We start from the raw sequence: 24,147 nt of genomic DNA on the forward strand, positions 1-24,147 counted from the left end.
GCATGACATCCCGCGGGTCGAGCCCGGCCCTCGCCCGCCGGCTCACCACGCGAGACGCCGTCTTCATCGGGGTCGGATCGATGGTCGGAGCCGGCCTGTTCACCGTCTTCTCGCCCGCTGCCGCCGCTGCCGGCTCGTGGCTGCCGGCCGCGCTCGCCGTCGCTGCCGTCATCGCCTTCTGCAACGCGACGTCCTCGGCCCAGCTGGCGGCGCAGTACCCGACCTCGGGCGGCACCTACGTCTACGGCCGCGAGCGCCTCGGGCCGTGGTGGGGCTTCGTCGCAGGCTGGGGCTTCGTCATCGGCAAGACCGCCAGCTGCGCGGCCATGGCGCCCGCCGTGGCGGTCTACCTGGTCCCGCCCGCCTGGCAGCGCCCGCTCGCGGCGCTCGTCGTCGTGGCGGTCGCGGCCGTCAACTACCGCGGGATCACCCGCACGGCTGCCCTCACGCGCTGGATCGTGACGGTCGTCGTCGTGCTCGTCGCCGTCGTGCTGGTGGTGTCCGCCGTGTCCCGGTGGGGCGAGCCGGCCATCGACTCGGGGGTGGCTTTGCCGGGCGCGGGCGGCGTCGGGGGCGTCCTGCAGGCAGCGGCCCTGATCTTCTTCGCCTTCGCCGGCTATGCGCGGATCGCGACGCTGGGGGAGGAGGTGGTCGAGCCGGCGCGGACGATCCCACGGGCCGTCGTGCTGAGCTTCGCGGTCGTCGTCGTGCTGTATGCCGTCACGGCCGTGCTGCTGCTGGGCGTGCTGGGGCCGACCGTGACCGCCTCCACGCAGGCGCCCGTGCGTCTTCTCGCGTGGGTCGCGCAAGGCCCGGACGGCTGGCTGCCGTGGGCGGCGTCCGCCGCCGCCGTGCTCGCCGCGCTCGGCGCGCTGCTCGCCCTCGTGGCCGGCATCGGCCGCACCGCCCTCGCCATGGCCCGCAACGGCGACCTCCCCGCACCCCTCGCCCGCCGTGCACGAGCGGTATGCCGTGCCGCACGTTGCGGAGGTGACCGTGGCCGTCGTCGTGTGCGTGCTCGTGCTGACGACCGACCTCCGGGGTGCCATCGGGTTCTCCTCGTTCGGGGTGCTGCTCTACTACGCGGTCGCCAACGCGTCGGCGCTGACCCAGGACCGTGCGCACCGGCGCTACCCGCGCGCGCTCGCGGGCCTCGGTCTCGTCGGCTGCCTGGTCCTGGCCCTCGCCGTGCCGGTCGGCTCCCTCCTGGCCGGTCTGGGCGTCCTGGCTGTCGGCGTCGCCGGGCGGCTCGTGACCCTGCGCGTCCGGGCGCGGTCGTGACGAGACCCGGGGCGCGCGGGCAGAGGGGCAGAGATTGCAGCGACCGCCGGACACGGCCGGTGGGGAGTGCTCCCCATGGACGGTGCGCTCGGCCAGCACCTACGGTGGGGCCACCGTCGACAGGAGGACCGCGTGCTCTACCGCAAGGGTGCTGACCCCGAGGCCCTGGACCGATCCGCCCGCGAGCTGAGCGCGTTTGCCGGCGAGGTCCAGGGCATCCGCGCCAACGGCACGAGGGCCCTGGCCGTCATCGGCCGGTCGTGGGGCGGCGCCGACGCCGAGGCGGCCCAGCAGCAGTGGCGATCGACGGCAGACGCCCTCTCCTCGCTGGGTTCCACCCTCGACAGCCTGGCCCGTCGCCTCACCGAGAACGCCCGTGCGCAGCGGACGGCGAGCACCGGACAGAGCCCGCTGCTCGGCCCCGGCACGCTGTTCCCCCTGGCGCCGGGAGGCCCGCTGGGCGGAGCCTTCCCGCCGGGGTCACCGCTCGCCCCCACCCCGCCGCCCTTCGCCGACAGCGTGCGAGGGACGAAGCCGCACGAGATCGACCTCGAGCTGGCCGAGCTCGCCAAGGGCGTCTACAACGGCGAGGGCACCGCCACCTACCACCCGCTGCAACCCTCGGACCTGCGGACGCTGGGCATCGACCCCGGCACGCTCACCGGGCCGCAAGGCTTCGCCGCGACCGTCTACCGCGACGCGCAGGGCCACTACGTGCTCGCCTTCCAGGGCACCGACCCGTCGAGTCTCGACGACTGGGGCGCCAACCTGCAGCAGGGCGTCGGCCTCTTCAGCTCCCAGCACGTGCAGGCCATCACCCTGGCGCAGCGCCTGTCCGCCGTCGTGGGCAGCGAGAACATGGTGCTGACCGGGCACTCCCTGGGCGGTGGCCTGGCCAGCACGGCCTCGGTCGCCACCGACGTCCCGGCCGTCACGTTCAACGCCGCGGGCGTGCACCCCAACACCGTCGAGCTCGCGACGCGGCTCGGCCACGGCGACGGCGGGCTGGCCTCGGGGCAGATCCGCAACTACCACGTGCGAGGTGAGGTGCTCACGACCCTGCAGAACCCGGTGGGCTCCTTCGTCGACCACGTGCCACACCTGGGGCCGGATCGTCTCCCCGACGCTCTCGGTACCCAGATCGCCCTCGACCCGGCCAAGCCGCCCGAGGTGCACGTCAGCCCCTGGAGCCTCGTCAGCCCTGCCGCCGGGGTCGTCGAGACGGTCAAGGACCTCGGCGGCTACGCCATCGGCCAGCACCAGGCACCGTCGGTCATCGAGGCGATGGAGGCCAGCGCCTACTTCGGCAAGCACTGACCCCGGCGCCGGTCTGCGCGAGCCCGCACCGTCAGGAGACCGCTCGACCGACGTCGAGCTGGGTCACCACCATGTCGGCGATCGCCAAGGAGGCCGTGGCGGCCGGCGAGGGCGCGTTGCGGATGCAGAAGACCGGACCCACCCGACTGAAGCGGAAGTCCTCGACGAGCGAACCGTCCGGGTCCATCGCCTGGGCCCGCACCCCTGAACCGGCGGGCAGCACGTCGGAGTCGGCGATGGCGGGGACGTAGCGGCGAGCACGCTGCACGAACGCCCGCCGGCTGAGGGATCCCCAGACCTCGTGCGCCCCGGTCCTGACGTTGGCGCGCGCCAGCCGCCGGAAACCGGGCGAGATGGCCAGGTCGCGCAGCACGCCCGGGTCGACGTCACGCTTGCGGTAGCCCTCGCGCGCCGTGGCGAGCACCGCGTTGGGGCCCAGCAGGACGGTGCCGTCCACCCGCCTCGTGAGGTGGACGCCGAGGAACGGGTAGCGCGGGTCCGGCACCGGATAGACCAGGCCCCGCACGAGGTGCCCGGCGGAGGGCGCCAGCCGGTGGTATTCCCCGCGGAACGGCACGATCGCCGGACTGGGGCCGTCACCGGCGAGTCTCGCCAGGCGGTCGGCGTGCAGGCCCGCCGCGATTACGACGCGGTCGGCCAGCAGAGTCCGCCCGTCCGCGGCACGGACCTCGACCCGCTCACCGCGGCGGGGCATCGCGATCACCTCGAAGCCCGTGACGACCTCGGCCCCGCCGGACCTCGCGTCCTCGAGCATGGCTGCTGCCACGCGCGTGAAGTCGGTGATCGCCGTCGTGGGGGAGTGCAGCGCGGCCCGGCCCACGGCATACGGCTCGATCTCCCGCAGCTGCTGGGCATCGAGACGGCGCAGACCCGGGACCCCGTTCGCGCGGGCCCGGGCCTCGATCTCGCGCAACCGCACCTCCTCGGTCTCGTCCAGCGCGACGACGAGCTTCCCGACCTCCTCGTAGGGAAGGCCCCGCTCCGTGCAGTACTGCTTGAGCCGGCGCACCCCCTCCCGCGACAGGGTCGCCTTCGCCGATCCGGGCGCGTAGTAGATGCCGGCGTGCACGACGCCGCTGTTGCGCGACGTCTGGTGCCGCGCCGGCTCGACCTCCTTCTCGACCAGCGTCACGTCGGGCCGCGACTCGGAGAGCACCAGCCGGCGCGCCACCGCGGATCCGACGATGCCGCCACCGACGACGACGACGTGCGCGCGGGTCATCGTGCGCTGGCCTGCTCGGCCGCCTCCACGTCTGCCCGCGTCGGCTTCACCAGGCGGGCGGCATACGGCTCCGGGTGGTGCTCGACGTACGCCTTGATGTACGGGCACAGCGCGACGACGTCCCGGCCGGAGGCGAGCGCGCTGTCGAGGGCGTGCGCCGCGAGGCGCGCGCCGAGACCCTGCCCCTCGTACTCCGGTCGCACCTCGGTGTGGAAGAGGACGAGCCGGTCGGCCTGGTCGGCGCCTCCGGGGACCACGGCGTACGCGGCCACCCCGATCACCTCGTCGCCGTGGCGCAGCTCGAACCGGTGCTCGGCGGGGTTGTCCGTCACCTCGACGGAGTCCGGGGAACCACCCGGGGAGCTGCCGGCGGGGCCCTCCCCGTCCTGCGTGCCTTGCCCGGTCTGGTCGCCTGTCTGCTCACCCGTCTGCTCCGTCATCCGCCCAGCATGGCAGGGTGGGCGGCATGGCGAAGTACTTCGACGTGCACCCCGTTGACCCCCAGCCCCGGGCGATCGGGCAGGCGGTCGACATCCTGCGCTCCGGTGGCCTGATCGCCTACCCGACCGACTCGTGCTTCGCGCTCGGCTGCTCGCTCGACAATCCCGAGGGCAAGGAGCGGATCCTGCGCATCCGCCACCTCGACGAGAAGCACCACTTCACGCTCGTGTGCTCGGACTTCGCGCAGATGGGCCAGTTCGTGCACCTCGACAACGCCGTCTTCCGTGCCGTCAAGGCCGCGACGCCCGGCCCCTACACGTTCATCCTCCCGGCGACGAAGGAGGTGCCTCGGCGACTGCTGCACGCCAAGAAGAAGACCGTGGGCGTCCGCATCCCCGAGCACCCCGTGGTCCGTGAGCTGCTCAAGGCGATGGGGGAGCCGATCCTGTCGAGCACGCTGCTGCTGCCCGACGACGAGGACCCGATGACCGAGGGCTGGCTCATCAAGGACCGCCTCGACCACGTCATCGACGCCGTCATCGACTCGGGGGAGTGCGGGCTCGAGCCGACCACCGTCGTCGACTTCTCCGACGGCTACCCCGTGGTCACCCGCGTCGGCGCCGGAGACCCGTCACCCTTCGAGTGACCCCGCCGGTGTGACCCGGTGTAACAGGGTGTGACACGGGGCCGGGCGCGCCCCTGTCGCCCCTGCCCCCGGTGCTGTTCAATCGGGCCATGAGCCACGCGCCCACGCAGGAGTCGACCACGGCCTTGCTCGCGGGGCTCGACCCCACCGAGCGCGAGACCCTCGAGCTGCGCCTGGAGCGCTGGACCGACGACCTCGTCGCGGCGCTCGCGACGCTCTACCCGGAGCACGACGTGACCGCCCTCGCGACGCGGCTGCTCGAGACGGCCGTCTCGGGTTTCCGGGACCGCGACCCGGAGCTGCGCCGCCTGGACCAGCGGCGGCTGCTGCGCCCGGACTGGCTCCAGCAACCCGACATGTTCGGATACGCCTGCTACACCGAGCGGTTCGCCGGCGACCTGCGCGGCGTCGCCGGTCGCGTGGACTACCTGCGCGACCTCGGCGTCACCTACCTGCACCTCATGCCGCTCCTGCTGCCACGCGAGGGCGACAACGACGGCGGCTACGCCGTGGCCGACTACCGGCGCGTGCGCCCCGACCTGGGCGACAACGACGACCTGCGCGGGCTGACCCGGACACTGCGCGGCCAGGGCATCTCGCTCGTGCTCGACCTGGTGCTCAACCACGTCGCCCGCGAGCACGAGTGGGCGCGCCGCGCGAGGGCGGGGGAGTCGCGCTACCGCGACTACTTCCACGTCTATCCCGACCGCGTCATGCCGGACGCCTACGAACGCACGCTGCCCGAGGTCTTCCCCGACTTCGCGCCGGGCAACTTCACCTGGGACGAGCAGCTCCAGGGCTGGGTGTGGACCACCTTCAACGAGTGGCAGTGGGACGTCGACTGGTCCAACCCCGAGGTCCTCGTCGAGTACGCCGAGATCGTGCTGCACCTGGCCAACCTCGGCGTCGAGGTGCTGCGCCTCGACGCCATCGCCTTCACGTGGAAACGCCTGGGCACCAACTGCCAGAACCAGCCCGAGGTGCACGCCGTGGCCCAGGCGCTGAGGGCCGTGGCGCGCATCGCCTGCCCGGCGCTCGCGTTCAAGGCCGAGGCCATCGTGGGACCGCGCGACCTCGTGCAGTACCTCGGCCTCGGCTCCCACGTCGGGCGCGTCAGCGACCTCGCCTACCACAACAGCCTCATGGTGCAGGTCTGGTCGATGCTCGCGACCGGCAGCACGCGGCTCGCGCGCGTCGCCCTGGCAGCGCTGCCACCGACCCCGCCCAGCGGCACCTGGATCTGCTACGTCCGGTGCCACGACGACATCGGGTGGGCGATCGACGACGCGGACGCCGCCCGCGCGGGCCTCGACGGCTTCGCGCACCGGCGGTTCCTGTCGGACTGGTATGCGGGGGACTTTCCGGGCTCGTGGGCGCGCGGGCTCGTCTTCCAGGCCAACCCGGCCACGGGCGACAAGCGCATCAGCGGGACGGCCGCCGCGCTGACCGGGCTGCAGGCGGGGGAGAAGGCCGGCGATCGCGCGGCGATCGACCTGGGCCTGGCCCGGCTCTTCCTCGCGCACGCCGTCGTGGCGGGCTGGGGCGGCATCCCCGTCGCCTGGAGCGGCGACGAGCTCGGCCTGCCGAACGACCCCCTGTGGGACCGGGAGCCCGGGCACGAGGACGACAACCGCTGGGCCCACCGGGAGCGCCTGGACTGGGACGCGGCTGCGCGACGGGACGACCCGGAGGCCGTCCCCGGCAAGGTCTTCCAGGGGCTGCGGCACCTGGCGAGGGTGCGAGCGGGACTGCCCCAGCTGCACGCGGGGGCGCCCGTGCGCGTCGTGGCCGACACCGACGACGGGGTCCTGGTCGTGGTGCGCTCGCACGCGAGCGGGCCCATGGTGTGCGCGTACAACGTCACCGAATCGTGGCGCACCCTGGAGGTCAGGCTCTTCACCGAGGCCGGCATCACCCGGCCCTACGACGCCCTCGGAGGTCACCCGGTCTTCGGCAGCGCGGACGGCCTCGTATCGCTCAGCCCGTATGCCGCGTGGTGGGTCGTGGACGCACCCGCCTGACGGGCCGTGGCGCGGGCCAGGCGGTGCGTCGTGCGAATTCGCTTGTGCGCCAATGCGTTTCGCCCATAATCGACATTATGATGTTCCGGCCACAGGGGCCTGACGACGTCACCAGGCCCGCACCCACGCCCCGTGCGGGTGCGCCACGCCGACGACCCGCGCCGGGGTCTCGACGCCCTCGAACCACGTGCGCAGGCCCAGCACCGTGGGCGCCTCCGCCGCGCGCGACTCGTGCGGCAGGCCAGGGACGCACCCGGGCGGCTCGGCCGTGAGCCAGGTCAGGCGAGGCACGCTGCGCGCGCGCCGCGACAGCTCCTCGGCCAGGGCCGAGCGGTGCTCCGGCGCGACGTAGGTCAGCGCCCACGAGCTGTAGACGACGACGTGGTCGGCGCCGCCGCCCACCGCGGCACCGTCGAGGGCCGCGTCGAACGCCGCACCGAGATCCTCGACGAGGTCGCCCTGCAGGACGAGGGGAGGGTCGGGGAGCAGGAGCGACCGGGCTGCCTGAAAGCGCTCGACGCGGCCCGGTACGTCGGGCCACAGGCAGGCGAGCAGCCAGCGGACGGCGTCCTCGTCGTCGAGCGAGACGGGATGGCGGTCGAGTCCCACCCGCGCGACCACCTGCGGAAGCGGCTGCAGGGCCTGGCGACCGACCGAGCGGTCGACGCCCTCGCAGCGCACCGGTGAGGCGGGGTCGCCGACCACGCTGCGCAGCCCGCTCTCCGAGACGGTCGTGATGCGGTAGCGGTCGAGGCCCAGCAGCAGTCTGGCGCTGGCTCCCAGCTCGACGAGGGCGACCCGGGTCCGGTGCCGGGCGTCCGAGATGCCCCTCGAGCCGGCGGCCGCGGAGGGTGAGGAGGAAGACCGGTCTCCGGTTCGGGTGGCGGCAGCCAGCCCGGCCGCGAGGTAGACGCTGCGGTTCACCTCGTTCGTCTGGGTCGTGCGCGTGGCGATGAGGTGAGCGATCTCGTCCGCATGCTCCAGCACCGTTGCGCGGACGTCGGGCCACGGGTCGCCGACGGGCAGGGCGTCGCGGCCGGCGACACTGGCGTACCAGCGCGCGGCAGGCACCTCCGGCCGGCGCAGGACGAGGTCGTGCAGCGCGGCGAACCACAGCACGGGACGCGCCTGGCCGGGCCGCGCCCCGGTCAGCAGCACCGCGGTGGCCGGGTCGTCGGCGACGTGGCGGCTCACGACGCCGTAGAGCGGCAGGGACGAGTACTCCACGGCGAACTCGCGGAACCGGCGACGCACCCGGTCGAGGCGCTCAGCAGCGGCGACGCCGTCTTCGCCTATCGCAGCCTGTGAGCCGTCCGTGCCTCGCCCCGACGTCATGGCCGACGCTCGAGGAGCACCGCCACCTCGTGGTGGCCGGTCTGCGGGAACATGTCGAACAGCCGTGCCTCACGCGCGCCCAGCGACGGCATGCGGGCGAGGTCGCGGGCCAGGCTCTCGACGTTGCAGCTCGAGTAGACCACGTGCGAGGCCGCCGATCCGTCGAGCCAGGCAGCCAGCGTGGGACCGATGCCGCGCCGGGGCGGGTTGACGACGACGAGCGATGTCTCCTTGGCGCCCGCGGTCCCGACCTCTACGTCCACCCCAGACACCGGGGGCAGCACGGCGACGTCGGTCGCGTCGCCCACGGCGAAGTCGAGGTCGGCCCGCGTGGCGCCGGACGCGACGAGTGCGGCCGCACTGCGGCGAGCCGAGACGATGGCTTCGGGAGCCACCTCGACGCCCCGCACGACACGATCGCGACGGCCGGCCGCCAGGGCAGCCTGGAGGGCGAAACCTCCCACGCCGCAGTAGAGGTCGAGCACGATGCCCGGGTCGACGCGGGCCACCCACTCACCGGCCTGCCGGTAGAGCGCCGTGGCGACGCCGGTGTTGGTCTGGAAGAAGCTGTTGGGACGCAGGAACAGCTCGACGTCGCCCACCCGCATCGGCAGGACGTCGGCCTCGGTCAGGACGATCTCGACCTCGCCCTCGGTCACCGCCTTGTGCTCGGGCTGGAGGTTCGCCGAGACGACCCGGACCTCGGGCAGGGTGTCGAGGACCAGCGGCAGCCGCGAGCGCAGCAGCGCCAGGTGCTTCTGGGAGCGCAGGACGAAGCGGAGCATCGCCTCCCCGTCGGGGGAGTGGGTGAGCAGGACGTGCTTGAGCTCGCCGCGCCGCCTCGGCACGTCGTAGGGCTCCAGTCCCAGTCGGTCGAGCAGGTCCGCGACCCGTGGCACCAGCTCGGCGAGGCCCGGCTCGTAGAGCCCGCAATGGCGCAGGTCGATGCCGCTGCCGCCGCGGTCGAGGATGCCGACCGTGACGGCGCCGGGGGAGCCGCCGACGACGAGCTTGGCCTTGTTGCGGAAGGCGGCCTCGGGGCCGGCGTGTGCGGGCAGCCACTCAACGTCGGGTGCCACCGCGGCGAGCACGTCGGCCACGTGACGTTGCTTGTCGGCCAGCTGGACGGCATACGGCACGCCCATGAGGGTGCACGAGCGGCACCGCGCCGCGTGGAAGTAGTCGCACTGCATCGCGGTCAAGGCTACGGCGCACCGGCGTCGTCTACGACCACGGCTAGACCCGTGGGGAGGGCCCTCTCACGCCGATGTGACATAATGTCGATTATCGGCGTTATGCAGTAGTGCTCGGCCATGGGGCTGGCCCCGACTTCAGCGTTCTGAGCCAGTGCCGCAGCAACGCCTCCAGCGACGTGCGTTGCGACGGCTCGAGTCCCGCGAGCAGCGCCTCGTCGGCCGCCATCACCTCGGCGATGATGCCGTCGAGCCTTGACGACCCGTCGGCGGTCAGCTGTACGTGCACGGTCCGACGGTCCGGCTCCTCACGGACCCGCTCGACGAGACCGAGCCGCTCCATGGCCTGGACGCGCTGCGTCGTGGCTCCGGGCGTCACCCGGCACCGCCGCGACAGCTCACCGGCGCTCAGGCGGTACGGCGGCCCGCCGAGCCGAAGGGTCGCCAGGACGTCGAGGTGGCTCTGGTCGAGCCCGTGCTGCGCCAGCACGTGGGCGCGGTTGTCCATGACGATGGACGCGATCCGCCACACCGGGGTGATGACGCCGATCGAGGCGACGTCGACGTCGGGCCGCTCGCGCCTCCACCCCTCGATGATCGCCCCGACCTCATCCCCCGACACCTCGCTCATCCATACATTTTAGCACTAAACTTCCTTCAGGACGTGGTGCCCGACCTGCGACGGCGTGTTGTGGACGCGCCCCGCACCTGTCCCTGCGCGGTGTGGGACAGTCCTGCCATGTCGCACGCCGTCGTCAACGCCGCCCGACCGGAGACCAAGGAGCAGCGCTCCTGGTACTGGTACGACTGGGCCAACTCGGCCTACGTCACGACCACCGCGACCGTGCTCATGGGCCCCTACCTCACTGCCATCGCCAAGCAGGCCGCCTGCCCGGGCATCGCGAGCGGCCAGGACTGCCTCACGAACCTCTCGCTGCTCGGCATCCCGATCTCGCCGGGCTCGGTCTACCCGTACACGGTCACCGTCTCCACGATCATCTCGGCGATCTTCCTCATCTTCGTCGGGGCCATCTCCGACCGCAGCGCCCGCCCGACGCGCCTGTTCGCCGGGTTCGCGTGGGCCGGCGCCATCGCGGGCTCCCTCATGTTCTTCGTCGCGGGCACGAACTGGCAGCTCGGCGTTGCGCTCGTCATCGTCGCGACCCTGTGCCTGGGCGCCTCCCTCGTCATCTACGACTCCCTGCTCATCCGGATCGCGAACGAGAACGAGCGTGACCGGGTGTCCTCGAAGGGGTGGGCCCTGGGCTACCTCGGTGGTGGCCTCCTGCTCGCCCTCAACTTCGCGCTCATGAGCTTCTACGAGCCGCTCGGGCTCACCGAGGGCATGGCCGTGCGGATCAACATCCTCAGTGCCGGGCTCTGGTGGGGCGGCTTCACCCTGATCCCCTACCTCGGGCTGCGGCACCTGACCGGCACGGTGGTCACCCCGGTCGAGCGCTCGGCGGGCGTGGTCGGCGGCAGCCTGGCGCAGCTGCGCAAGACGTTCCGCGAGCTGCGCAACTACCCCCAGACGCTCCTGTTCCTCGTCGCCTATCTCTTCTTCAACGACGGCATCCAGACCGTCATCGGCAACTCCAGCCTCTACGGCCAGGAGGAGCTCGGCTTCTCGCAGAGCACCGTGCTCGGGCTCTTCCTCTTCGTGCAGTTCGTCGCCTGGGGCGGTGCGCGCCTGTTCGGCGTGGTGGCCGCCCGCATCGGCGCCTGGCGCACGGTGCTGTCCGGCATCGTCATGTGGACCGTCGTCGTGGTCATCGCGTTCTTCGTGCCGGCCAAGCAGCTGGCGCTCTTCTTCGCCCTCGGCCTGCTCATCGGCATCGTCCTCGGCGGCACCCAGGCGCTGTCGCGCTCGCTCTACAGCCAGCTCATCCCGCAGGGGCGGGAGGCCGAGTTCTTCAGCCTCTACCAGGCCATGGAGCGCGGCACGAGCTGGTTCGGCACCCTGATCTTCGGCCTCGTCTACCAGTTCAGCCACAGCTACCGCTGGGCCATCGTGACCCTCGTCGTCTTCTTCGCCGTCGGCGGCGTGCTGCTCTCGCGGGTGCGCATGCGCGAGGGCATCGAGCAGGCCGGCAACCCGGTGCCCGCCGTCGTGTGAGGCACTCCGACGCCCGACAACCGCTCCCCCGGGAACAACACTGCGGATTCGGTCGTTCAAGGGTCTGTGAGGGTATGACACTGGCAGTGGTGTCACAGGGCAGATCTTGGAGGGGTCCACATGGCCGATCGAGCACTACGCGGTTCCAACCTCGGTGCGAGGAGCATGGAATCCGACGAGAACGTCGTCCCCAGTGAGCGCCAGCTCACGGTCTACGTATGCCCGCAGGGACACCGCACCGAGCTCCCCTTCTCCATCGAGGCCGACATCCCATCCACCTGGGAGTGCCGTTGCGGCCTGGACGCGAAGCTGCAGGGCGACGGCCCGGAGCCGGAGGCCAAGCCCGTCAAGCCGCAGCGCACCCACTGGGACATGCTGCTCGAGCGCCGCTCCATCCCCGAGCTCGAGGAGCTGCTCGAGGAGCGACTGACGCTGCTGCGCGAGTCCCGCGGCGAGAAGCCGCGTCGCAAGAAGACCGCCTGAGCGCCGACCCACAGACTGCACCACCGAGAAGCCCGCCCCGTTCGTGGGGGCGGGCTTCTTGTATGCCGTATGCCGTGGCCGCGCTCCCCCGGTTCGAGGTGATCTCGCGCGCCCACCAGCACCAGGATCACCTCGAACCGGGGTTGTCCGGTGTCTCGGGACCGTCAGTCCTCGTCGATGATCTCGCCCTCGACGACCTCGTCGCTGCTGCTCGAGTGCTGGGGCCCGTGCGGGTCCGGCTCGTCCCAGCCGGCTCCGCTCGGCTGCCCGGTGACCCGGGGGCCGGTGAAGCGCTCGGACTGGGCGAGCAGCCGCCGGGAGATGACCGCTGCCAGCATGCTCCGGGCGATGGGGCGCGTGAAGGGCAGGACGAGGACGAGCCCGACGACGTCGGTCACGAAGCCGGGGATGACGAGCAGGCTCCCTCCGGCGAGCACGACGATGCCGTCGGCGATCTCGCGGGCCGGCATCCGGCCGCTGCGTACCGCCTGCTGCAGCTCGCGCCAGGCCTTGCCGCCCTCGCGGCGGATCAGCCAGGCGCCGAGCAGCGAGGTGGCGACGAGGAGCAGGAAGGTGGCCCAGGCACCGATCCAGTGCCCGACCGCCACGATGACGACGATCTCGATGACGGGCAGCAGGAGCAGGCCGGCCACGGCCAGCCGCGTCAGTCGCGGGCGCCGGGTGCGCGAGGGCCGGGGCGCGGCGGTCACGGCCGCTTCCCCACCGGCTTGCGCTCGCGGACGGAGCCGACGAGCGAGCGCATCTGCCCGACCCGGTGCTCGAGGCCCCACCGGGTGACGCTGGTGAGCGCCTCGCGCACGATGTCGCGGCCCATCTTGGAGACGCCGATCTCGCGCTCGACGAACGTGATCGGCACCTCCACGACCGTGAGCCCCGCGCGCACGGCGCGCAGCGTGAGGTCGATCTGGAAGCAGTAGCCCTGCGACTCGACGCCCTCGAGGCCCATCGTGCGCAGCGCGCTCGAGCGGTAGACACGGTAGCCGGCCGTCGCGTCGTTGACGGCCATGCCGAGCATCACCTTGGTGTAGATGTTGGCGCCGACGGAGAGCACCTTGCGGTGCGCCGGCCAGTTGCGCACCTGCCCGCCCTTGACCCACCGCGCGCCGATGACGAGGTCGGCCTCCGGGAGGGCAGCCAGCAGCGAGGGCAGCTGCTCGGGCAGGTGGGAGCCGTCGGCGTCCATCTCGACCGCGGCGTCGTAGCCCTGGTCGAGCACGAGGGCGAAACCGGCGAGGTAGGCCTTGCCCAGGCCCTCCTTGCCGGAACGGTGCACGACGTGGACCTGCGGGTCGGAGGCTGCGAGGTCGTCGGCGATCTGGCCGGTGCCGTCGGGCGAGCCGTCGTCGAGGACGAAGACGTCGGCCGCAGGTACGCTGGCCCGCACGCGTGTGACGATGCCGGGCAGGTTGTCCCGCTCGTTGTACGTCGGGATGAGCACGGCCACTCGGGTCACGGGCTCACGCTGGGTCGTCGTCATCCTCTTCCTTCGGTGTCTGGGGCACGGTCTCGCGCAGCCGCTGCGGCGCCGGCGCCGCCGGCTCCGTGCGGCCGACGGGGCGGCCGCCGCGAAGCCCGAGGACGAGCGTCACGAGCAACGCGGCCGCAGCGAGCCACTCCGGCGCCTCCCCCACCCGGGTGGCGAGGGTCGTGGCGTCCCGCAAGGGTAATGCCCCACGGACCACCGCTTGTGTGAACAACGACGTGACCTGGTGTGCGGTTCCGTCGGGGGTGATCAGGGCGCTCTGCCCCACGGTGGAGACGTGCACGACCGAGCGACCGAACTCCATGGCCCGCACCCGGCTGATCGCGAGCTGCTGCGGCGACTCCGCGGTGTAGCCGAAGGTCGCGTTGTTCGTCTGCACGACGAGCACGTTGGCGCCGGCCTGCACGGCATCGCGCATGATGTCGTCGTAGGCGACCTCGAAGCAGATGGCCAGGCCCGCCCGCACCTGCTGGCCCGACGTGGTGGTCACCGTGAAGACCCCGGGCTTCGTGCCCGGCACGAAGTCGCGACGCACGAGGTCGACCTCGGCGCTGAACCGGCGCCAGAAGGACCGGTCGGGGATGTACTCGGCGAAGGGGACAGGGTGCCGTTTGACGTAGCGGGCGGTGTTGCCCTTGCCCGGCTCGAAGAGCAGCGCCACGTTCGAAAGGAACCCGACGGGCTCCTCGAGCAGGCCGCCGACGATGAGCGGCCGCTGCAGCGTCTGCACCGTCTCGAGGATCTCCTCCTTGGCGTCGGCGTTGCGCAGCGGGTCGATGTCCGAGGCGTTCTCGGGCCACACGACGAGGTCGGGGGCCGGTGCCCGCCCGGCCGCCACGTCCTGCTGGGCCTGGAGCGTGGCCACGACGTGGTTGTCGAGGACCGCACGGCGCTCGGAGTTGAAGTCGAGTCCCGGGCGGGCGACGTTGCCCTGCACGCCGAGGAACTGCGCGGTCGGGCCGTCGGTGGGCAGCGGCACGGCGAAGCCTGCGAGGGCGAGCACGAGCACGGCGAGCGCCGGCGCCCAGACCGTGCGGGACGGCATACGGAATCGGCGCGCGGCCGGGGCCTCTGGGGCACGCCCTCCCCTGCCGGCCGGCGGGGTGAGCCGGCGCTGCACGGCGAGCGCGAGCAGGCCGGCGGTGAGCGCGATGACGAAGCCGACGAACGGTGCACCACCCAGCGCGACGAGGCGCCCGAAGGGCGAGTCGGCCTGGCTGAAGGCGAGCTTGACCCACGGGAAGCCGCCGTAGGGCGCGCGGCCCCGCAGCCCCTCCGTCACCACCCAGACGAGCGCGAAGGCAAGCGGGCGCACACTCCCCCGACGCCGGCTCAGCCAGCCGTAGAGCGCCCCGGCGAGGCCGAGGAAGAGGCTCTCCAGCGTGGCGAGCGCGAGCCACGGAAGCGAGCCGACGTAGATGCCCGACCAGCTGAGGGTCGGCACGAAGAACACGAGGCCACCGGCCAGGCCGAGCAGGAAGCCGCGGCGGCCGGGCGCGCCGGTCCACGACCACGCCCACAGCGTCAGGGCGAGCGGCGCCGCGACCCACACGTCGAACGTGGGGAAGGCGAAGCACAGCAGACCCCCGCCGAGCAGGGACAGCAGGAGTGGCAGCACGGGATCACCGTAATCGGCCCCGCTGCGAACGCCGCCCTCAGGGCACGACGACGACGCCGCGCGCCGTGGTGGCCACGACCGGCGGGTCGAGCAGCCGCGACGCCGAGCTGCCGTGCTGCTCGTCGCCGCGCGCGACGACGCGGACCTCGAAATCCATCTCGCGGGAGCGGCGCCCGACGCGGACAAGCTCCGCCGAGATCTCGATGACGTCGCCGGCGCGGACGGGTGCGCGGAACTGCACGTCGCTGTAGGAGGCGAAGAGCCCCTCGTCGCCGTCGGCGCGGATGCACATCTCGGTGGCGACGTCGCCGAAGGCGGCGAGCGAGTACGCGCCGTCTACGAGGTTGCCGGCGTAGTGCGCGTGGGAGTAGGGCACGTAGCGGCGGTGCACCACCCGCATCCCGACGTTGGCCGTGGTCGCCCGTTCCGACTCCGGTGCGCTCATCGTCTCGCCTTTCGCTCGGTGATCTCGTGGACGAGGTAGCTGGCGACCTCCGCGGGCGTGGTGCCGCGGCCGAAGATCCGGTCGACGCCGAGGCTCTGCTCCGAGCCCTCCTCGAAGCGCGGGCCGCCGACGACGAGGATCGGCACCTGGCCGGCCGGGTAGGCCTCGCGGAAGGCGGCCGACATCTGGGTCGTGTTGTGGACGTGGGCGTCCTTCTGCGTCACGACCTGGCTGACGAGCACGGCGTCGGCCTTCTCGGCGCGGGCCCGGGCGACGAGGTCGGGCACGAGGACCTGGGCGCCGAGGTTGACCACCTTGACCTCGCGGTAGTACTCGAGGCCCTTCTCCCCCGCGAACCCCTTGATGTTGAGGATCGCGTCGATTCCGACCGTGTGCGCGTCGGTGCCGATGCAGGCCCCCACGACGACCAGCTTGCGACGCAGCTGCTTGCGGATCGCGAGGTTGGCGTCCTTGGCCGAGAGCAGGGGGTACTCGCGCTCGACCACGTGCACATCGCCCAGGTTCACCAGGTGGGTCGAGCTGCCGTAGACGACGAAGAAGGTGAAGTCGGGTCCCATCGCCTTGGCGTGGACGAGCAGGGCCGGGTCGAGGCCCATCTTGCGCGCGAGCTGCAGCGCGGCGCCCTCGGCGAGCTTGTCGTGCGGCAGCGGCAGGGTGAAGGACACCTGCACCATCCCGTCGCCCGTCGTGTCGCCGTAGGGCCGGATCACCCTGCTCATAGCTCGCCCCCTTCCGAGGACGTATGCCGTGTGCCCGCGGGCGGTGTGCAGGCGTCGAGGGCGGTGATCGCCGGGTTGTCGTAGTCGTCGGCGCGCTCGCAGACCCCGTCGAGGCCCTTGCCGCCCGTGGGTGGCCGCTTCATCAGCCCGAAGGTGCCGTCGGCGATGGCGGCCAGCAACGGTGCGTCCCCGGCGGGGTCGGAGTCGTGGACGATCCGGTCGAGCAGGTCGACGGCCTCGGAGAGCACCTGCCGGGCGCGGGTCTGGATGAAGCCGTCGCGGGGCGGGTGGAAGTCCTCGGCGAGCCCGCCGGCGGCGTTCATGACGTAGCGGACGTTCTGCAGGGCCAGGTCGCGGTCGGAGAGGAACGGGGTGACGACGGCCTCGGTCATCATCCCGACGAGCAGGATGCCCTGGCCGGTCATCGCGCCGACGAGGTTGAAGAAGCCGTCGAGCAGGTAGCCGCGGAAGATGTCGCCGGTCATGTGCTTCGTGGGCGGCATCCACTTCAGCGGCGCGTCGGGGAACAGTGTGCGGGCCAGCAGGGCGTGGGCCAGCTCCATCCGGAAGCTGTCGGGCAGGTCGGGATTGATCTCGAAGGCGTGCCCGAGCCCGAGCTGCCAGTCCTCGAGGCCGGCCTCCTTGGCGAACTCCTCGTTGAGCAGCTGGCTCACGGTCACCGTGTGCGCGGCCTCGACGGCATCGGCGGTGGTGAGGTAGTTGTCCTCGCCGGTGTTGATGATGATCCCGGCACGGGCGTGGACCTGGCGCGAGAAGCGCTGGTCGACGAAGGTGCGGATCGGGTTGATGTCGCGGAAGAGGATGCCGTACATCGAGTCGTTGAGCATCATGTCGAGGCGCTCCATGCCGGCGAGCGCCGCGATCTCGGGCATGCACAGGCCCGAGGCGTAGTTGGTCAGGCGCACGTAGCGGCCGAGCTCCTTGCTCACGTCGTCGAGCGCGGCCCGCATGAGCCGGAAGTTCTCCTGCGTGGCGTACGTGCCGGCGAACCCCTCGCGCGTCGCACCCTCGGGGACGTAGTCGAGCAGGGACTGGCCGGTCGAGCGGATGACGGCGATGACGTCGGCGCCCTCCCGGGCCGCGGCCTGGGCCTGCGGGATGTCCTCGTGGATGTCGCCGGTGGCGACGATGAGGTAGACCCACGGCTTCGACGGGGGGTCGCCGAGCCGCTTGACGAGCCGCTCGCGGGTCGCGCGGGCCCGGTCGATTTTGCGCAGGCCGGCGCCAACGCCCCTGGCCGCCGCGCGCCGCGCCGCCGCGGCGTCCCGCCCCGCGGGGAGCCGGAACGAGACGTTGCCGCTCGCGGCCTTCTGCGCGAGGGTCGTCAGGTCGGGCGCCTCCCCACGCCGCAGCGCGTCGTAGACCGGGGTGGTGACGCCGTGTTCGAGGCCCACCTCGTCGCGGACCGCGGTGACGAGGTGGTTGACCCACGGCACCCGCTCGTGGTCCGCGCCGGAGAGGCCGGCCAGGCGCAGCGTCGCGCGCTCCACCGAGACGGTCGTGTGGCTCCGGGCGATCTCGACGACCGGCGCGGCCGCCTTGCGGGCCAGGGACCGGGCCCGGCGCACGACGGCCGGGTCGAGCTCGAGCAGCGGCGCGGGTCGGGAGGTCACGCGTCCGATCCTGCCGTCTCGGTGCCCGCTTCGTCGCCTGTCTCCTGCGCCAGGCGCGCCTCGAACAGCGACCGCACTGCGCGCACGTCGCGCACGAGCGACAGCGCGAGCTCCGCGTGGCCGGGGGTGTAGCCGTTGCCGACGAGCATCCGCACGTCGGCGGCGAGCCCCTCGGCGCCGAGCGCCGCGGCGGCGAAGTTCGTGGCCATGCTGAAGAAGATGACGGTGCCGCCCTGGGCCGTGGCCAGGATCGCCGGCTGCTCGCACCCGGTCACGTCGACGCAGACGACGGTGATGTCGGCCGGGCCGCCGGCCGACTCGACGGCCGCGGCCAGACCCAGCGGCGAGCGGGCGTCGGCGAGGACGACCGCGTCGGCCAGGCCGCTCGCCTCGAGCGCCGCCCGCTCGGACTCGACCGGCACGACTCCGATCGTGCGGGCCGCGCCGGCGGCGCGCGCCGCGGCCAGCGACAGCGAGCCGGACTTGCCCGCCCCGCCGAGGACGGCCACGGTGGGCGCGACGCCGCGGGCGGCATACTCCCCCACGACCCGCTCGACGAGCGCCGGCGCGCCGCAGACGTCCATGACCATGAGCGAGAGCCGCGGGTCGAGGTCGGCCGGGAGCGTGGCCGCGATGCTGCGGCCGAAGAGGATCGCGTGTCCCCGGGCCGGCACCTGCTCCGAGAGGCCGTCCCAGCGCTCCAGGCCGTCGGTGACGACGAGCGGGGTCAGCGACAGCGAGACGAGCGTCGCGACCCGGTCGCCGACGTGCAGGCCGAGGGGGCTCTCGGGGCCGACCTCCTCGACCGTGCCGATGAGCATGCCGCCCGACCCGGTCACGGGGTTCTGCATCTTGCCGCGCGTCGCGATGATGTCGAGGACCTCCTGGCGCACCGCTCTCCCGTCGACGCGCCCGCCCGTCGAGTGCTTCTCGGCGAGCTGGCGGTAGGAGGCGGCGTCGAGGTTGAGCGTGTCGACGGCGATGCGGACCTCGTCGGGCCACAGCTGCGGGCGTGCGTCGAGGCGTCGCGCCGCCTGGGGCAGCGTGATCTCGTCCCTGCTGGGGTCGAGCACGCGATGCAGGCCGACCGGCGAGGAGGCACGCGTGAACGGTGGGCTCTCCGGGCTCTCCGGGCTCTCCGGGCTCGGTGGGGTCGGTCGGGTCACGGCGAAGATCCTTCGGTCGCATGGGACGCAGGGGCGAGATCCTTTCGCATCATAGGGGCCGGACGGGCAGACCCTTCGGCTATCGTCGATTCATGACACTGGTGTCACAGCCGTACGCGTACACCCGTCGTGAGCTCGTGGAGCCGGACTGGACCCGGCTGCCGGGCTGGGCCCACGTGGCCCAGGCCGACTGGGACAGCGCCCAGTGGCAGCGGGCCAACTGCGTCAAGAACGTCAGGCAGCTGCGCGCGGTCATGGGCGACCTGCTTGACGAGCGGTTCTACGACGACCTCGTCCGGGACCAGGCAGAGCGCGCGACGATGTCGATGCTCCTGCCGCCGCAGATGCTCAACACGATGGTCCCTGCGACCGACGCGCCGCCGCCGGCGGCAGGTCACGACTTCACCGAGGCGTTCTACGCCGACCCGGTCCGGCGCTACATGCTGCCGGTGTTCTCGGACCGGCGCACCGACTGGCCCTCGCACCCCCACGCGGTGCGCGACTCCCTCCACGAGCACGACATGTGGGTGGCCGAGGGGCTCACGCACCGCTACCCGACCAAGGTCCTCGCGGAGCTGCTGCCGACCTGCCCGCAGTACTGCGGGCACTGCACGCGCATGGATCTCGTCGGCAACTCGACGCAGCAGGTCGCCAAGCTGCGCTTCGACCTCAAGCCGGTCGCCCGGCACGAGGCGATCCTCGACTACCTCCGCGCCACCCCCGTCGTGCGCGACGTCGTCGTGTCGGGCGGCGACGTCGCCAACATGCCGTGGAAGCACCTCGAGTCGTTCGTCGACCAGCTGCTCGAGATTGACAACATCCGCGACATCCGCCTCGCGAGCAAGGCGCTCATGGGGCTGCCGCAGCACTGGTTCGCGAACGACGTCGTCGAGGGCGTGGCGCGGGTGGCGACCAAGGCCCGGTCCCGAGGCGTGTCCCTGGCCATCCACACCCACGTCAACAGCGCCCAGTCGGTGACGCCGTCCGTCGCCCGCGCGGCCCGGGCCATGCTCGAGGCCGGGGTGCGCGACGTGCGCAACCAGGGCGTGCTCATGCGCGGCGTCAACGACTCGACCGAGCAGCTGCTCGACCTGTGCTTCGCCCTGGCCGACGGCGCCTCGGTCACGCCGTACTACTTCTACATGTGCGACATGATCCCGTTCGCCGAGCACTGGCGGCTCTCGCTCGCCGAGGCCCAGCACCTGCAGCACTCGATGATGGGCTACCTCCCCGGCTTCTCCACGCCGCGGATCGTCTGCGACGTGCCGTTCGTCGGCAAGCGCTGGGTGCACCAGGTCGAGGAGTACGACACCGAGCGCGGCATCTCCTACTGGCGCAAGAACTACCGCACCTCGATCGAGGGCGATGACACCGAGGCGCTGTCGCGCGAGTACGTCTACTACGACCCCATCTACACCCTGCCCGAGTCGGGGCAGCGGTGGTGGCGCGACCGGGTCGACGAGGCGTCGGTGTCGGCGCACGCTGCCGCAGCCGCCGCCGGGAGCCGGGCCGCCGCGGAGAGCCAGCTCGGCTGAGGCAGGGGCCGGGCGCCGTCACCGTAGACTGCGCCGGTGACCACCCGCTCCCCCGGCGCGCGCGTCCGCGTGCCCCGTCTCGAACGCGAGGCGCAGATGCTGGCCGTGGCCGAGCAGGTCTTCGCCGAGCGCGGCATGCAGGCCGCCACCATGGACGAGATCGCCGAGCTGGTCGGCGTCACCAAGCCGCTCATCTACGACTACTTCGGCTCCAAGGAGGGGCTGTTCGTCGCCACGATCGAGCGCGCCCGGGGTCAGCTGCTCACCGCCCTCATCGACTCCTGGGTCGCACGGCCGGCGGCGACGCCCCGCGAGCGGGTGCACGGCGCCGTGCACGCCTTCTTCAGCTTCGTCGACGAGCACGCCCAGGCCTTCGCCCTGCTGCGCACCGAGGGGGCGCTCATCGGCGAGGCCTCGGCATCGGTCGAGCGCATCCGCCAGCAGACCGCCAAGGCCTTCGCCGAGGGGCTGGCCACCCTGCCCGCCTTCGCCGGCCTGGAGCCGCGCCGGGTCACCGTGATGGCGGAGATCCTCATCGGCGGCTGCGAGCGGCTCGCTGTGTGGCGCACCAGCCATCCCGGCACCTCGGCCGCAGAGGCGACCGACCTCGTCGTCACGACGATCTGGGACGGGCTCTGCTCCGTGCCCGGCGCCTGATGGCCCGCCAGCGGCCCGGCGCCGGCCCCGCCACGCCGGCGACCGTCGCGCTCGACCGCGCGGGCATCCCCTACGAGCGACACCCCTACCACCACGACCCGTCCGCGTCGAGCTACGGCCTCGAGGCCGCCGATGCCCTCGGCGTCGAACCGGCACGGGTCTTCAAGACCCTGCTCGTCGACACCGGCAGGGGCCTCGCCGTCGGCATCGTGCCGGTCGACCGCCAGCTCGACCTCAAGGCGCTCGCCGGCGCGCTCGGCGCCAAGAGCGTCACCATGGCCGATCCCGCGGCCGCCGAGCGCAGCACGGGCTACGTCGTCGGCGGGATCTCGCCGCTCGGGCAGAAGCGCGCGCTGCCCACGGTCCTCGACGAGACGGCATACGAGTTCGCGACGGTCCTCGTCTCGGGTGGGCGTCGCGGCTTCGACATCGAGCTGGCGCCCGAGGACCTCGCGACCGCGACCCGCGCCGTCCGCGCCGGCATCGCCCGGAACTGACTGGGCCTCAGGCGTTCTCGGGCGGCAGGGCCGAGGCGCTGCGCCCCTCCCACGGGGTCGAGAGGACGACCGTGGTGCGGGTCGACACGTTGGCGGCCGACCGGATCCGGGCGAGCAGGTCCTCGAGGTCCGCGGGCGTGCCGACCCGCACCTTGAGCACGTAGCTCTCCTCACCCGCGACGGAGTGGCAGTCCTCGATCTCGGCCACGTGCCGCAGCCGGTCGGGCACGTCGTCCGGGGCGCTCGGGTCGAAGGGCGTCACGGAGATCAGCGCCGTCAGTGACAGCCCCAGCGCGTCCGGCGAGACCTGAGCCGCGTAGCCGGTGATGACCCCGCGCTCCTCGAGCCGGCGCACCCGCTGGTGCACGGCGGAGGTGGACAGCCCCGTGGCCCTGCCGAGGTCGGTGTAGCTCATCCGGCCGTCCGCGAGCAGCAGGCCGACGAGGCGGCGGTCGAGATCTTCCATGGGCGCAGGCTAGTGCAGGGCCCGTCCACCGGAGCCCGCGTTCCTCATCGCGGTACGTCCCGCGCGTCCCCGTCCCTCCGGTGGCGGGCCGGTACCCTCTCGCGTATGCCGTCCCCCGCCCCCCGGATGCTCCTGCTCGACTCCGCGTCGCTCTACTTCCGCGCGTTCTTCGGCGTTCCCGAGGTCGTCGGCCCGAGCGGGGTCCCGACCAACGCCGTGCGCGGGCTGCTCGACATGATCGCCTCGCTCGTCGAGCGTGGCCGGCCCACCCACCTCGTGGCGTGCTGGGACAACGACTGGCGCCCCGCCTTCCGGGTCGAGGCCATCCCGTCGTACAAGGCGCACCGCGTCGCCGAGCCCGGCGACGACGACCTCGCCGGCGAGCAGGTGCCCGAGGCACTGGGCGTGCAGGTGCCCATCATCGTGCAGGCCCTCGAGGCGCTCGGGATCGCCCGCGTCGGGGTCGACGGCTACGAGGCGGACGACGTCATCGGCACGCTCGCCACCCGCTACAGCGGACGGATGCCGGTCGACATCGTCACCGGCGACCGTGACCTCTTCCAGCTCGTCGACGACGCCAACCAGGTGCGCGTCGTCTACACCGCGCGAGGAGGAGTGCGCTCGCCCGACCTCGTCGACCAGGCGTTCCTCGCCTCGAAGTACGGCGTCCCCACGGGTCCGGCGTACGCCGACATGGCGGTGCTGCGCGGGGACACCAGCGACGGCCTGCCGGGCGTCGCGGGCATCGGGGAGAAGACGGCCGCCAAGCTGATCGCGACCTACGGCACGCTCGAGGCCATCCGCGCGGCGATCGACGGCGGCGATCCGGCGCTCAAGGGCGCCCAGCGTGCGCGGCTCGAGGCGGCGGCCGACTACCTCGACGCCGCTCCGCGGGTCGTGGCGGTGGCCAAGGACGCCGCCGTGCCCGACCACGACCTCGCGACGCCCGCGGCCGTGGCTGACCCCGTGCTCATGTCGAGGCTGGCGCTCGAGCACGGCCTCACCTCGTCCTTCGACCGCGTCATCTCAGCGCTGGGCATCGAGTGACGGGTCGCGCCCGTCGCATGGCGCATACTGGGGGGTGCCCACTCACGGATCTGCAGACCGCCGCCGCCACCTCCCCAACAGCCCGTTCCGCCCGGCCCCGACACCGGACGTCGAGCAGTTCGCCGTGGGAGACCGGGTGTCGCACCAGCGCCACGGCCTCGGGGTCGTCATCGCGCGGACCGACCACACGCTGACGGTGCGCTTCGAGTCGGGAGCCGTGCGCGTCAACAGTCCCTTCGAACGTGTGACCCGTCTCTGAGGCGGCCGGGTCGGAGGAGGATGCGCCGTCCCGCGCCGCCTCCCTCCCGACCACGAACGCGACGAAGGCCGGCCCCCGTGTGGGGACCGGCCCTCGTCGTGCGGACCGTGGGTCCGCGAAGGATCAGCGCGAGGTCAGAGCGCGCGGACGCGCATCGCCTGCGGGCCCTTGGGGCCCTGCTCGACGTCGAACTCGACGGCCTGGTTCTCCTCGAGGCTGCGGTAGCCGTTGCCCGAGATCTCCGAGTAGTGGACGAAGACGTCGGGACCCTCGGTCGGGGCGATGAAGCCGAAGCCCTTCTCCGAGTTGAACCACTTGACGGTTCCCTGTGCCATGTTTCTCTCCTTGGGGTGAAGTGAGCCGTTGCGTGTCAGCGACCCCCGGTCGGCAGAGACGCGACCACTTCAAGAAACCCTGAAGAAACAGTTGCGCTCGCAATGTCGTTCCTTGCGAGCGTGTGAAGACACGAGCACCAAAAACGTCGACCGGTCCCGCAACCATAG

At 72.4% G+C, this 24,147-nt stretch carries 25 protein-coding genes and 1 pseudogene; 12 read left to right on the top strand and 14 right to left on the bottom strand.

Annotated elements, in window-relative coordinates:
* Positions 1-80 precede the first annotated feature (80 nt).
* From AB0316_RS08695 to AB0316_RS08705, 3 genes and pseudogenes are all read left to right on the top strand, one after another.
* A pseudogene (locus AB0316_RS08695) lies at positions 81-893 on the top strand (APC family permease); the annotation flags it as partial.
* 79 nt (positions 894-972) lie between these two features.
* Positions 973-1,281: a hypothetical protein gene (locus AB0316_RS08700; RefSeq protein ID WP_366272859.1), complete on the top strand. Its 309-nt coding sequence runs from the start codon at positions 973-975 to the stop codon at positions 1,279-1,281.
* A 75-nt stretch (positions 1,282-1,356) separates the two neighbouring features.
* Positions 1,357-2,598, top strand: coding sequence for a WXG100 family type VII secretion target (locus AB0316_RS08705; RefSeq protein WP_366272258.1), 1,242 nt, complete (start codon positions 1,357-1,359; stop codon positions 2,596-2,598).
* 31 nt (positions 2,599-2,629) lie between these two features.
* Here the strand turns inward: AB0316_RS08705 and lhgO are convergent, their stop codons facing one another.
* Both lhgO and AB0316_RS08715 read right to left on the bottom strand, forming a co-directional pair.
* The gene (lhgO, locus tag AB0316_RS08710) at positions 2,630-3,841 is read right to left on the bottom strand and encodes an L-2-hydroxyglutarate oxidase (RefSeq protein WP_366272260.1); all 1,212 of its coding nucleotides are present in this window, start codon (positions 3,839-3,841) and stop codon (positions 2,630-2,632) included.
* The gene (locus AB0316_RS08715; protein ID WP_366272262.1) at positions 3,838-4,281 is read right to left on the bottom strand and encodes a GNAT family N-acetyltransferase; all 444 of its coding nucleotides are present in this window, start codon (positions 4,279-4,281) and stop codon (positions 3,838-3,840) included. Before AB0316_RS08715 ends, lhgO begins: the two co-directional genes overlap by 4 nt.
* 26 nt (positions 4,282-4,307) lie before the next feature.
* On the opposite strand from AB0316_RS08715, the gene AB0316_RS08720 reads away from it, so the two are divergent.
* Both AB0316_RS08720 and AB0316_RS08725 read left to right on the top strand, forming a co-directional pair.
* Complete coding sequence (locus AB0316_RS08720; protein ID WP_366272264.1) at positions 4,308-4,928, top strand: L-threonylcarbamoyladenylate synthase; 621 nt, start codon at positions 4,308-4,310, stop codon at positions 4,926-4,928.
* Positions 4,929-5,017: 89 nt separating this feature from the next.
* Positions 5,018-6,949 (top strand): alpha-amylase family protein, encoded by a 1,932-nt coding sequence (locus AB0316_RS08725; protein ID WP_366272266.1) that lies wholly within the window; start codon positions 5,018-5,020, stop codon positions 6,947-6,949.
* Positions 6,950-7,057: 108 nt separating this feature from the next.
* Here the strand turns inward: AB0316_RS08725 and AB0316_RS08730 are convergent, their stop codons facing one another.
* From AB0316_RS08730 to AB0316_RS08740, 3 genes are all read right to left on the bottom strand, one after another.
* Positions 7,058-8,284 carry a DUF2332 domain-containing protein gene (locus tag AB0316_RS08730; protein WP_366272268.1) on the bottom strand — a complete coding sequence of 409 codons (1,227 nt, stop codon included), beginning with the start codon at positions 8,282-8,284 and terminating at the stop codon, positions 7,058-7,060.
* Positions 8,281-9,477 carry a methyltransferase domain-containing protein gene (locus AB0316_RS08735; protein ID WP_366272270.1) on the bottom strand — a complete coding sequence of 399 codons (1,197 nt, stop codon included), beginning with the start codon at positions 9,475-9,477 and terminating at the stop codon, positions 8,281-8,283. The genes AB0316_RS08730 and AB0316_RS08735 overlap by 4 nt, the downstream gene beginning before the upstream one ends.
* Before the next feature lie 100 nt (positions 9,478-9,577).
* Entirely contained in the window at positions 9,578-10,108 is a 531-nt protein-coding gene (locus AB0316_RS08740) for a MarR family transcriptional regulator (RefSeq protein WP_366272272.1), read from the bottom strand.
* 108 nt (positions 10,109-10,216) lie between these two features.
* Between AB0316_RS08740 and AB0316_RS08745 the strand changes: the two genes are divergently transcribed.
* Together AB0316_RS08745 and AB0316_RS08750 are read left to right on the top strand one after the other, a co-directional pair.
* On the top strand, positions 10,217-11,593 hold the full coding sequence (locus AB0316_RS08745) for an MFS transporter (protein WP_366272274.1): 1,377 nt from the start codon (positions 10,217-10,219) through the stop codon (positions 11,591-11,593).
* A gap of 120 nt (positions 11,594-11,713) precedes the next feature.
* Complete coding sequence (locus AB0316_RS08750) at positions 11,714-12,076, top strand: RNA polymerase-binding protein RbpA (RefSeq protein WP_142185442.1); 363 nt, start codon at positions 11,714-11,716, stop codon at positions 12,074-12,076.
* A gap of 164 nt (positions 12,077-12,240) precedes the next feature.
* On the opposite strand, the gene AB0316_RS08755 is transcribed toward AB0316_RS08750, so the two are convergent.
* Genes AB0316_RS08755 through AB0316_RS08785 form a run of 7 tightly spaced genes read right to left on the bottom strand, consistent with a single transcriptional unit; the run spans position 12,241 to position 19,183 of the window.
* Positions 12,241-12,786, bottom strand: a complete 546-nt coding sequence (locus AB0316_RS08755) for an FxsA family protein (RefSeq protein ID WP_366272276.1) — start codon at positions 12,784-12,786, stop codon at positions 12,241-12,243.
* On the bottom strand, positions 12,783-13,574 hold the full coding sequence (locus AB0316_RS08760; RefSeq protein ID WP_366272278.1) for a polyprenol monophosphomannose synthase: 792 nt from the start codon (positions 13,572-13,574) through the stop codon (positions 12,783-12,785). The genes AB0316_RS08755 and AB0316_RS08760 overlap by 4 nt, the downstream gene beginning before the upstream one ends.
* Entirely contained in the window at positions 13,555-15,198 is a 1,644-nt protein-coding gene (gene lnt / locus AB0316_RS08765; RefSeq protein WP_366272280.1) for an apolipoprotein N-acyltransferase, read from the bottom strand. Before lnt ends, AB0316_RS08760 begins: the two co-directional genes overlap by 20 nt.
* 37 nt (positions 15,199-15,235) lie before the next feature.
* Positions 15,236-15,643, bottom strand: a complete 408-nt coding sequence (locus AB0316_RS08770; protein ID WP_366272282.1) for a hotdog domain-containing protein — start codon at positions 15,641-15,643, stop codon at positions 15,236-15,238.
* Positions 15,640-16,383: an OAM dimerization domain-containing protein gene (locus tag AB0316_RS08775; RefSeq protein WP_366272284.1), complete on the bottom strand. Its 744-nt coding sequence runs from the start codon at positions 16,381-16,383 to the stop codon at positions 15,640-15,642. Before AB0316_RS08775 ends, AB0316_RS08770 begins: the two co-directional genes overlap by 4 nt.
* The gene (locus tag AB0316_RS08780; RefSeq protein WP_366272286.1) at positions 16,380-18,017 is read right to left on the bottom strand and encodes a lysine 5,6-aminomutase subunit alpha; all 1,638 of its coding nucleotides are present in this window, start codon (positions 18,015-18,017) and stop codon (positions 16,380-16,382) included. The genes AB0316_RS08775 and AB0316_RS08780 overlap by 4 nt, the downstream gene beginning before the upstream one ends.
* Positions 18,014-19,183 (bottom strand): L-erythro-3,5-diaminohexanoate dehydrogenase, encoded by a 1,170-nt coding sequence (locus AB0316_RS08785; RefSeq protein WP_366272288.1) that lies wholly within the window; start codon positions 19,181-19,183, stop codon positions 18,014-18,016. Before AB0316_RS08785 ends, AB0316_RS08780 begins: the two co-directional genes overlap by 4 nt.
* Positions 19,184-19,275: 92 nt before the next feature.
* On the opposite strand from AB0316_RS08785, the gene AB0316_RS08790 reads away from it, so the two are divergent.
* From AB0316_RS08790 to ybaK, 3 genes are read left to right on the top strand one after another with little or no spacing between them, the layout of a single operon-like run.
* Positions 19,276-20,718: a lysine 2,3-aminomutase gene (locus AB0316_RS08790; RefSeq protein ID WP_366272290.1), complete on the top strand. Its 1,443-nt coding sequence runs from the start codon at positions 19,276-19,278 to the stop codon at positions 20,716-20,718.
* A 36-nt stretch (positions 20,719-20,754) separates the two neighbouring features.
* Positions 20,755-21,375, top strand: coding sequence for a TetR/AcrR family transcriptional regulator (locus AB0316_RS08795; RefSeq protein WP_366272292.1), 621 nt, complete (start codon positions 20,755-20,757; stop codon positions 21,373-21,375).
* A complete protein-coding gene (ybaK, locus tag AB0316_RS08800) occupies positions 21,375-21,872 on the top strand; it encodes a Cys-tRNA(Pro) deacylase (protein ID WP_366272294.1) in 498 nt (165 codons plus the stop codon). Before AB0316_RS08795 ends, ybaK begins: the two co-directional genes overlap by 1 nt.
* Positions 21,873-21,879: 7 nt before the next feature.
* Here the strand turns inward: ybaK and AB0316_RS08805 are convergent, their stop codons facing one another.
* Positions 21,880-22,338, bottom strand: a complete 459-nt coding sequence (locus tag AB0316_RS08805; RefSeq protein WP_366272296.1) for an Lrp/AsnC family transcriptional regulator — start codon at positions 22,336-22,338, stop codon at positions 21,880-21,882.
* 105 nt (positions 22,339-22,443) lie between these two features.
* Between AB0316_RS08805 and AB0316_RS08810 the strand changes: the two genes are divergently transcribed.
* Entirely contained in the window at positions 22,444-23,385 is a 942-nt protein-coding gene (locus AB0316_RS08810; RefSeq protein ID WP_366272298.1) for a 5'-3' exonuclease, read from the top strand.
* Positions 23,386-23,419: 34 nt separating this feature from the next.
* Positions 23,420-23,644, top strand: a complete 225-nt coding sequence (locus AB0316_RS08815) for a hypothetical protein (RefSeq protein WP_366272300.1) — start codon at positions 23,420-23,422, stop codon at positions 23,642-23,644.
* Between the two features lie 134 nt (positions 23,645-23,778).
* Here AB0316_RS08815 and AB0316_RS08820 read toward each other — a convergent pair whose 3' ends face one another.
* Positions 23,779-23,979: a cold-shock protein gene (locus tag AB0316_RS08820; RefSeq protein WP_366272302.1), complete on the bottom strand. Its 201-nt coding sequence runs from the start codon at positions 23,977-23,979 to the stop codon at positions 23,779-23,781.
* Positions 23,980-24,147 lie beyond the last annotated feature (168 nt).

This window comes from Terrabacter sp. NPDC080008, assembly GCF_040702505.1.
GTDB lineage: Bacteria > Actinomycetota > Actinomycetes > Actinomycetales > Dermatophilaceae > Terrabacter.

Coding starts and splice junctions, on each gene's coding strand:
- AB0316_RS08705 (WP_366272258.1), top strand. CDS start 1,357: ATGGACGGTGCGCTCGGCCAGCACCTACGGTGGGGCCACCGTCGACAG.
- lhgO (WP_366272260.1), bottom strand. CDS start 3,841: ATGACCCGCGCGCACGTCGTCGTCGTCGGTGGCGGCATCGTCGGATCC.
- AB0316_RS08715 (WP_366272262.1), bottom strand. CDS start 4,281: ATGACGGAGCAGACGGGTGAGCAGACAGGCGACCAGACCGGGCAAGGC.
- AB0316_RS08720 (WP_366272264.1), top strand. CDS start 4,308: ATGGCGAAGTACTTCGACGTGCACCCCGTTGACCCCCAGCCCCGGGCG.
- AB0316_RS08725 (WP_366272266.1), top strand. CDS start 5,018: ATGAGCCACGCGCCCACGCAGGAGTCGACCACGGCCTTGCTCGCGGGG.
- AB0316_RS08730 (WP_366272268.1), bottom strand. CDS start 8,284: ATGACGTCGGGGCGAGGCACGGACGGCTCACAGGCTGCGATAGGCGAA.
- AB0316_RS08735 (WP_366272270.1), bottom strand. CDS start 9,477: ATGCAGTGCGACTACTTCCACGCGGCGCGGTGCCGCTCGTGCACCCTC.
- AB0316_RS08740 (WP_366272272.1), bottom strand. CDS start 10,108: ATGAGCGAGGTGTCGGGGGATGAGGTCGGGGCGATCATCGAGGGGTGG.
- AB0316_RS08745 (WP_366272274.1), top strand. CDS start 10,217: ATGTCGCACGCCGTCGTCAACGCCGCCCGACCGGAGACCAAGGAGCAG.
- AB0316_RS08750 (WP_142185442.1), top strand. CDS start 11,714: ATGGCCGATCGAGCACTACGCGGTTCCAACCTCGGTGCGAGGAGCATG.
- AB0316_RS08760 (WP_366272278.1), bottom strand. CDS start 13,574: ATGACGACGACCCAGCGTGAGCCCGTGACCCGAGTGGCCGTGCTCATC.
- AB0316_RS08770 (WP_366272282.1), bottom strand. CDS start 15,643: ATGAGCGCACCGGAGTCGGAACGGGCGACCACGGCCAACGTCGGGATG.
- AB0316_RS08775 (WP_366272284.1), bottom strand. CDS start 16,383: ATGAGCAGGGTGATCCGGCCCTACGGCGACACGACGGGCGACGGGATG.
- AB0316_RS08790 (WP_366272290.1), top strand. CDS start 19,276: ATGACACTGGTGTCACAGCCGTACGCGTACACCCGTCGTGAGCTCGTG.
- ybaK (WP_366272294.1), top strand. CDS start 21,375: ATGGCCCGCCAGCGGCCCGGCGCCGGCCCCGCCACGCCGGCGACCGTC.
- AB0316_RS08805 (WP_366272296.1), bottom strand. CDS start 22,338: ATGGAAGATCTCGACCGCCGCCTCGTCGGCCTGCTGCTCGCGGACGGC.
- AB0316_RS08810 (WP_366272298.1), top strand. CDS start 22,444: ATGCCGTCCCCCGCCCCCCGGATGCTCCTGCTCGACTCCGCGTCGCTC.
- AB0316_RS08820 (WP_366272302.1), bottom strand. CDS start 23,979: ATGGCACAGGGAACCGTCAAGTGGTTCAACTCGGAGAAGGGCTTCGGC.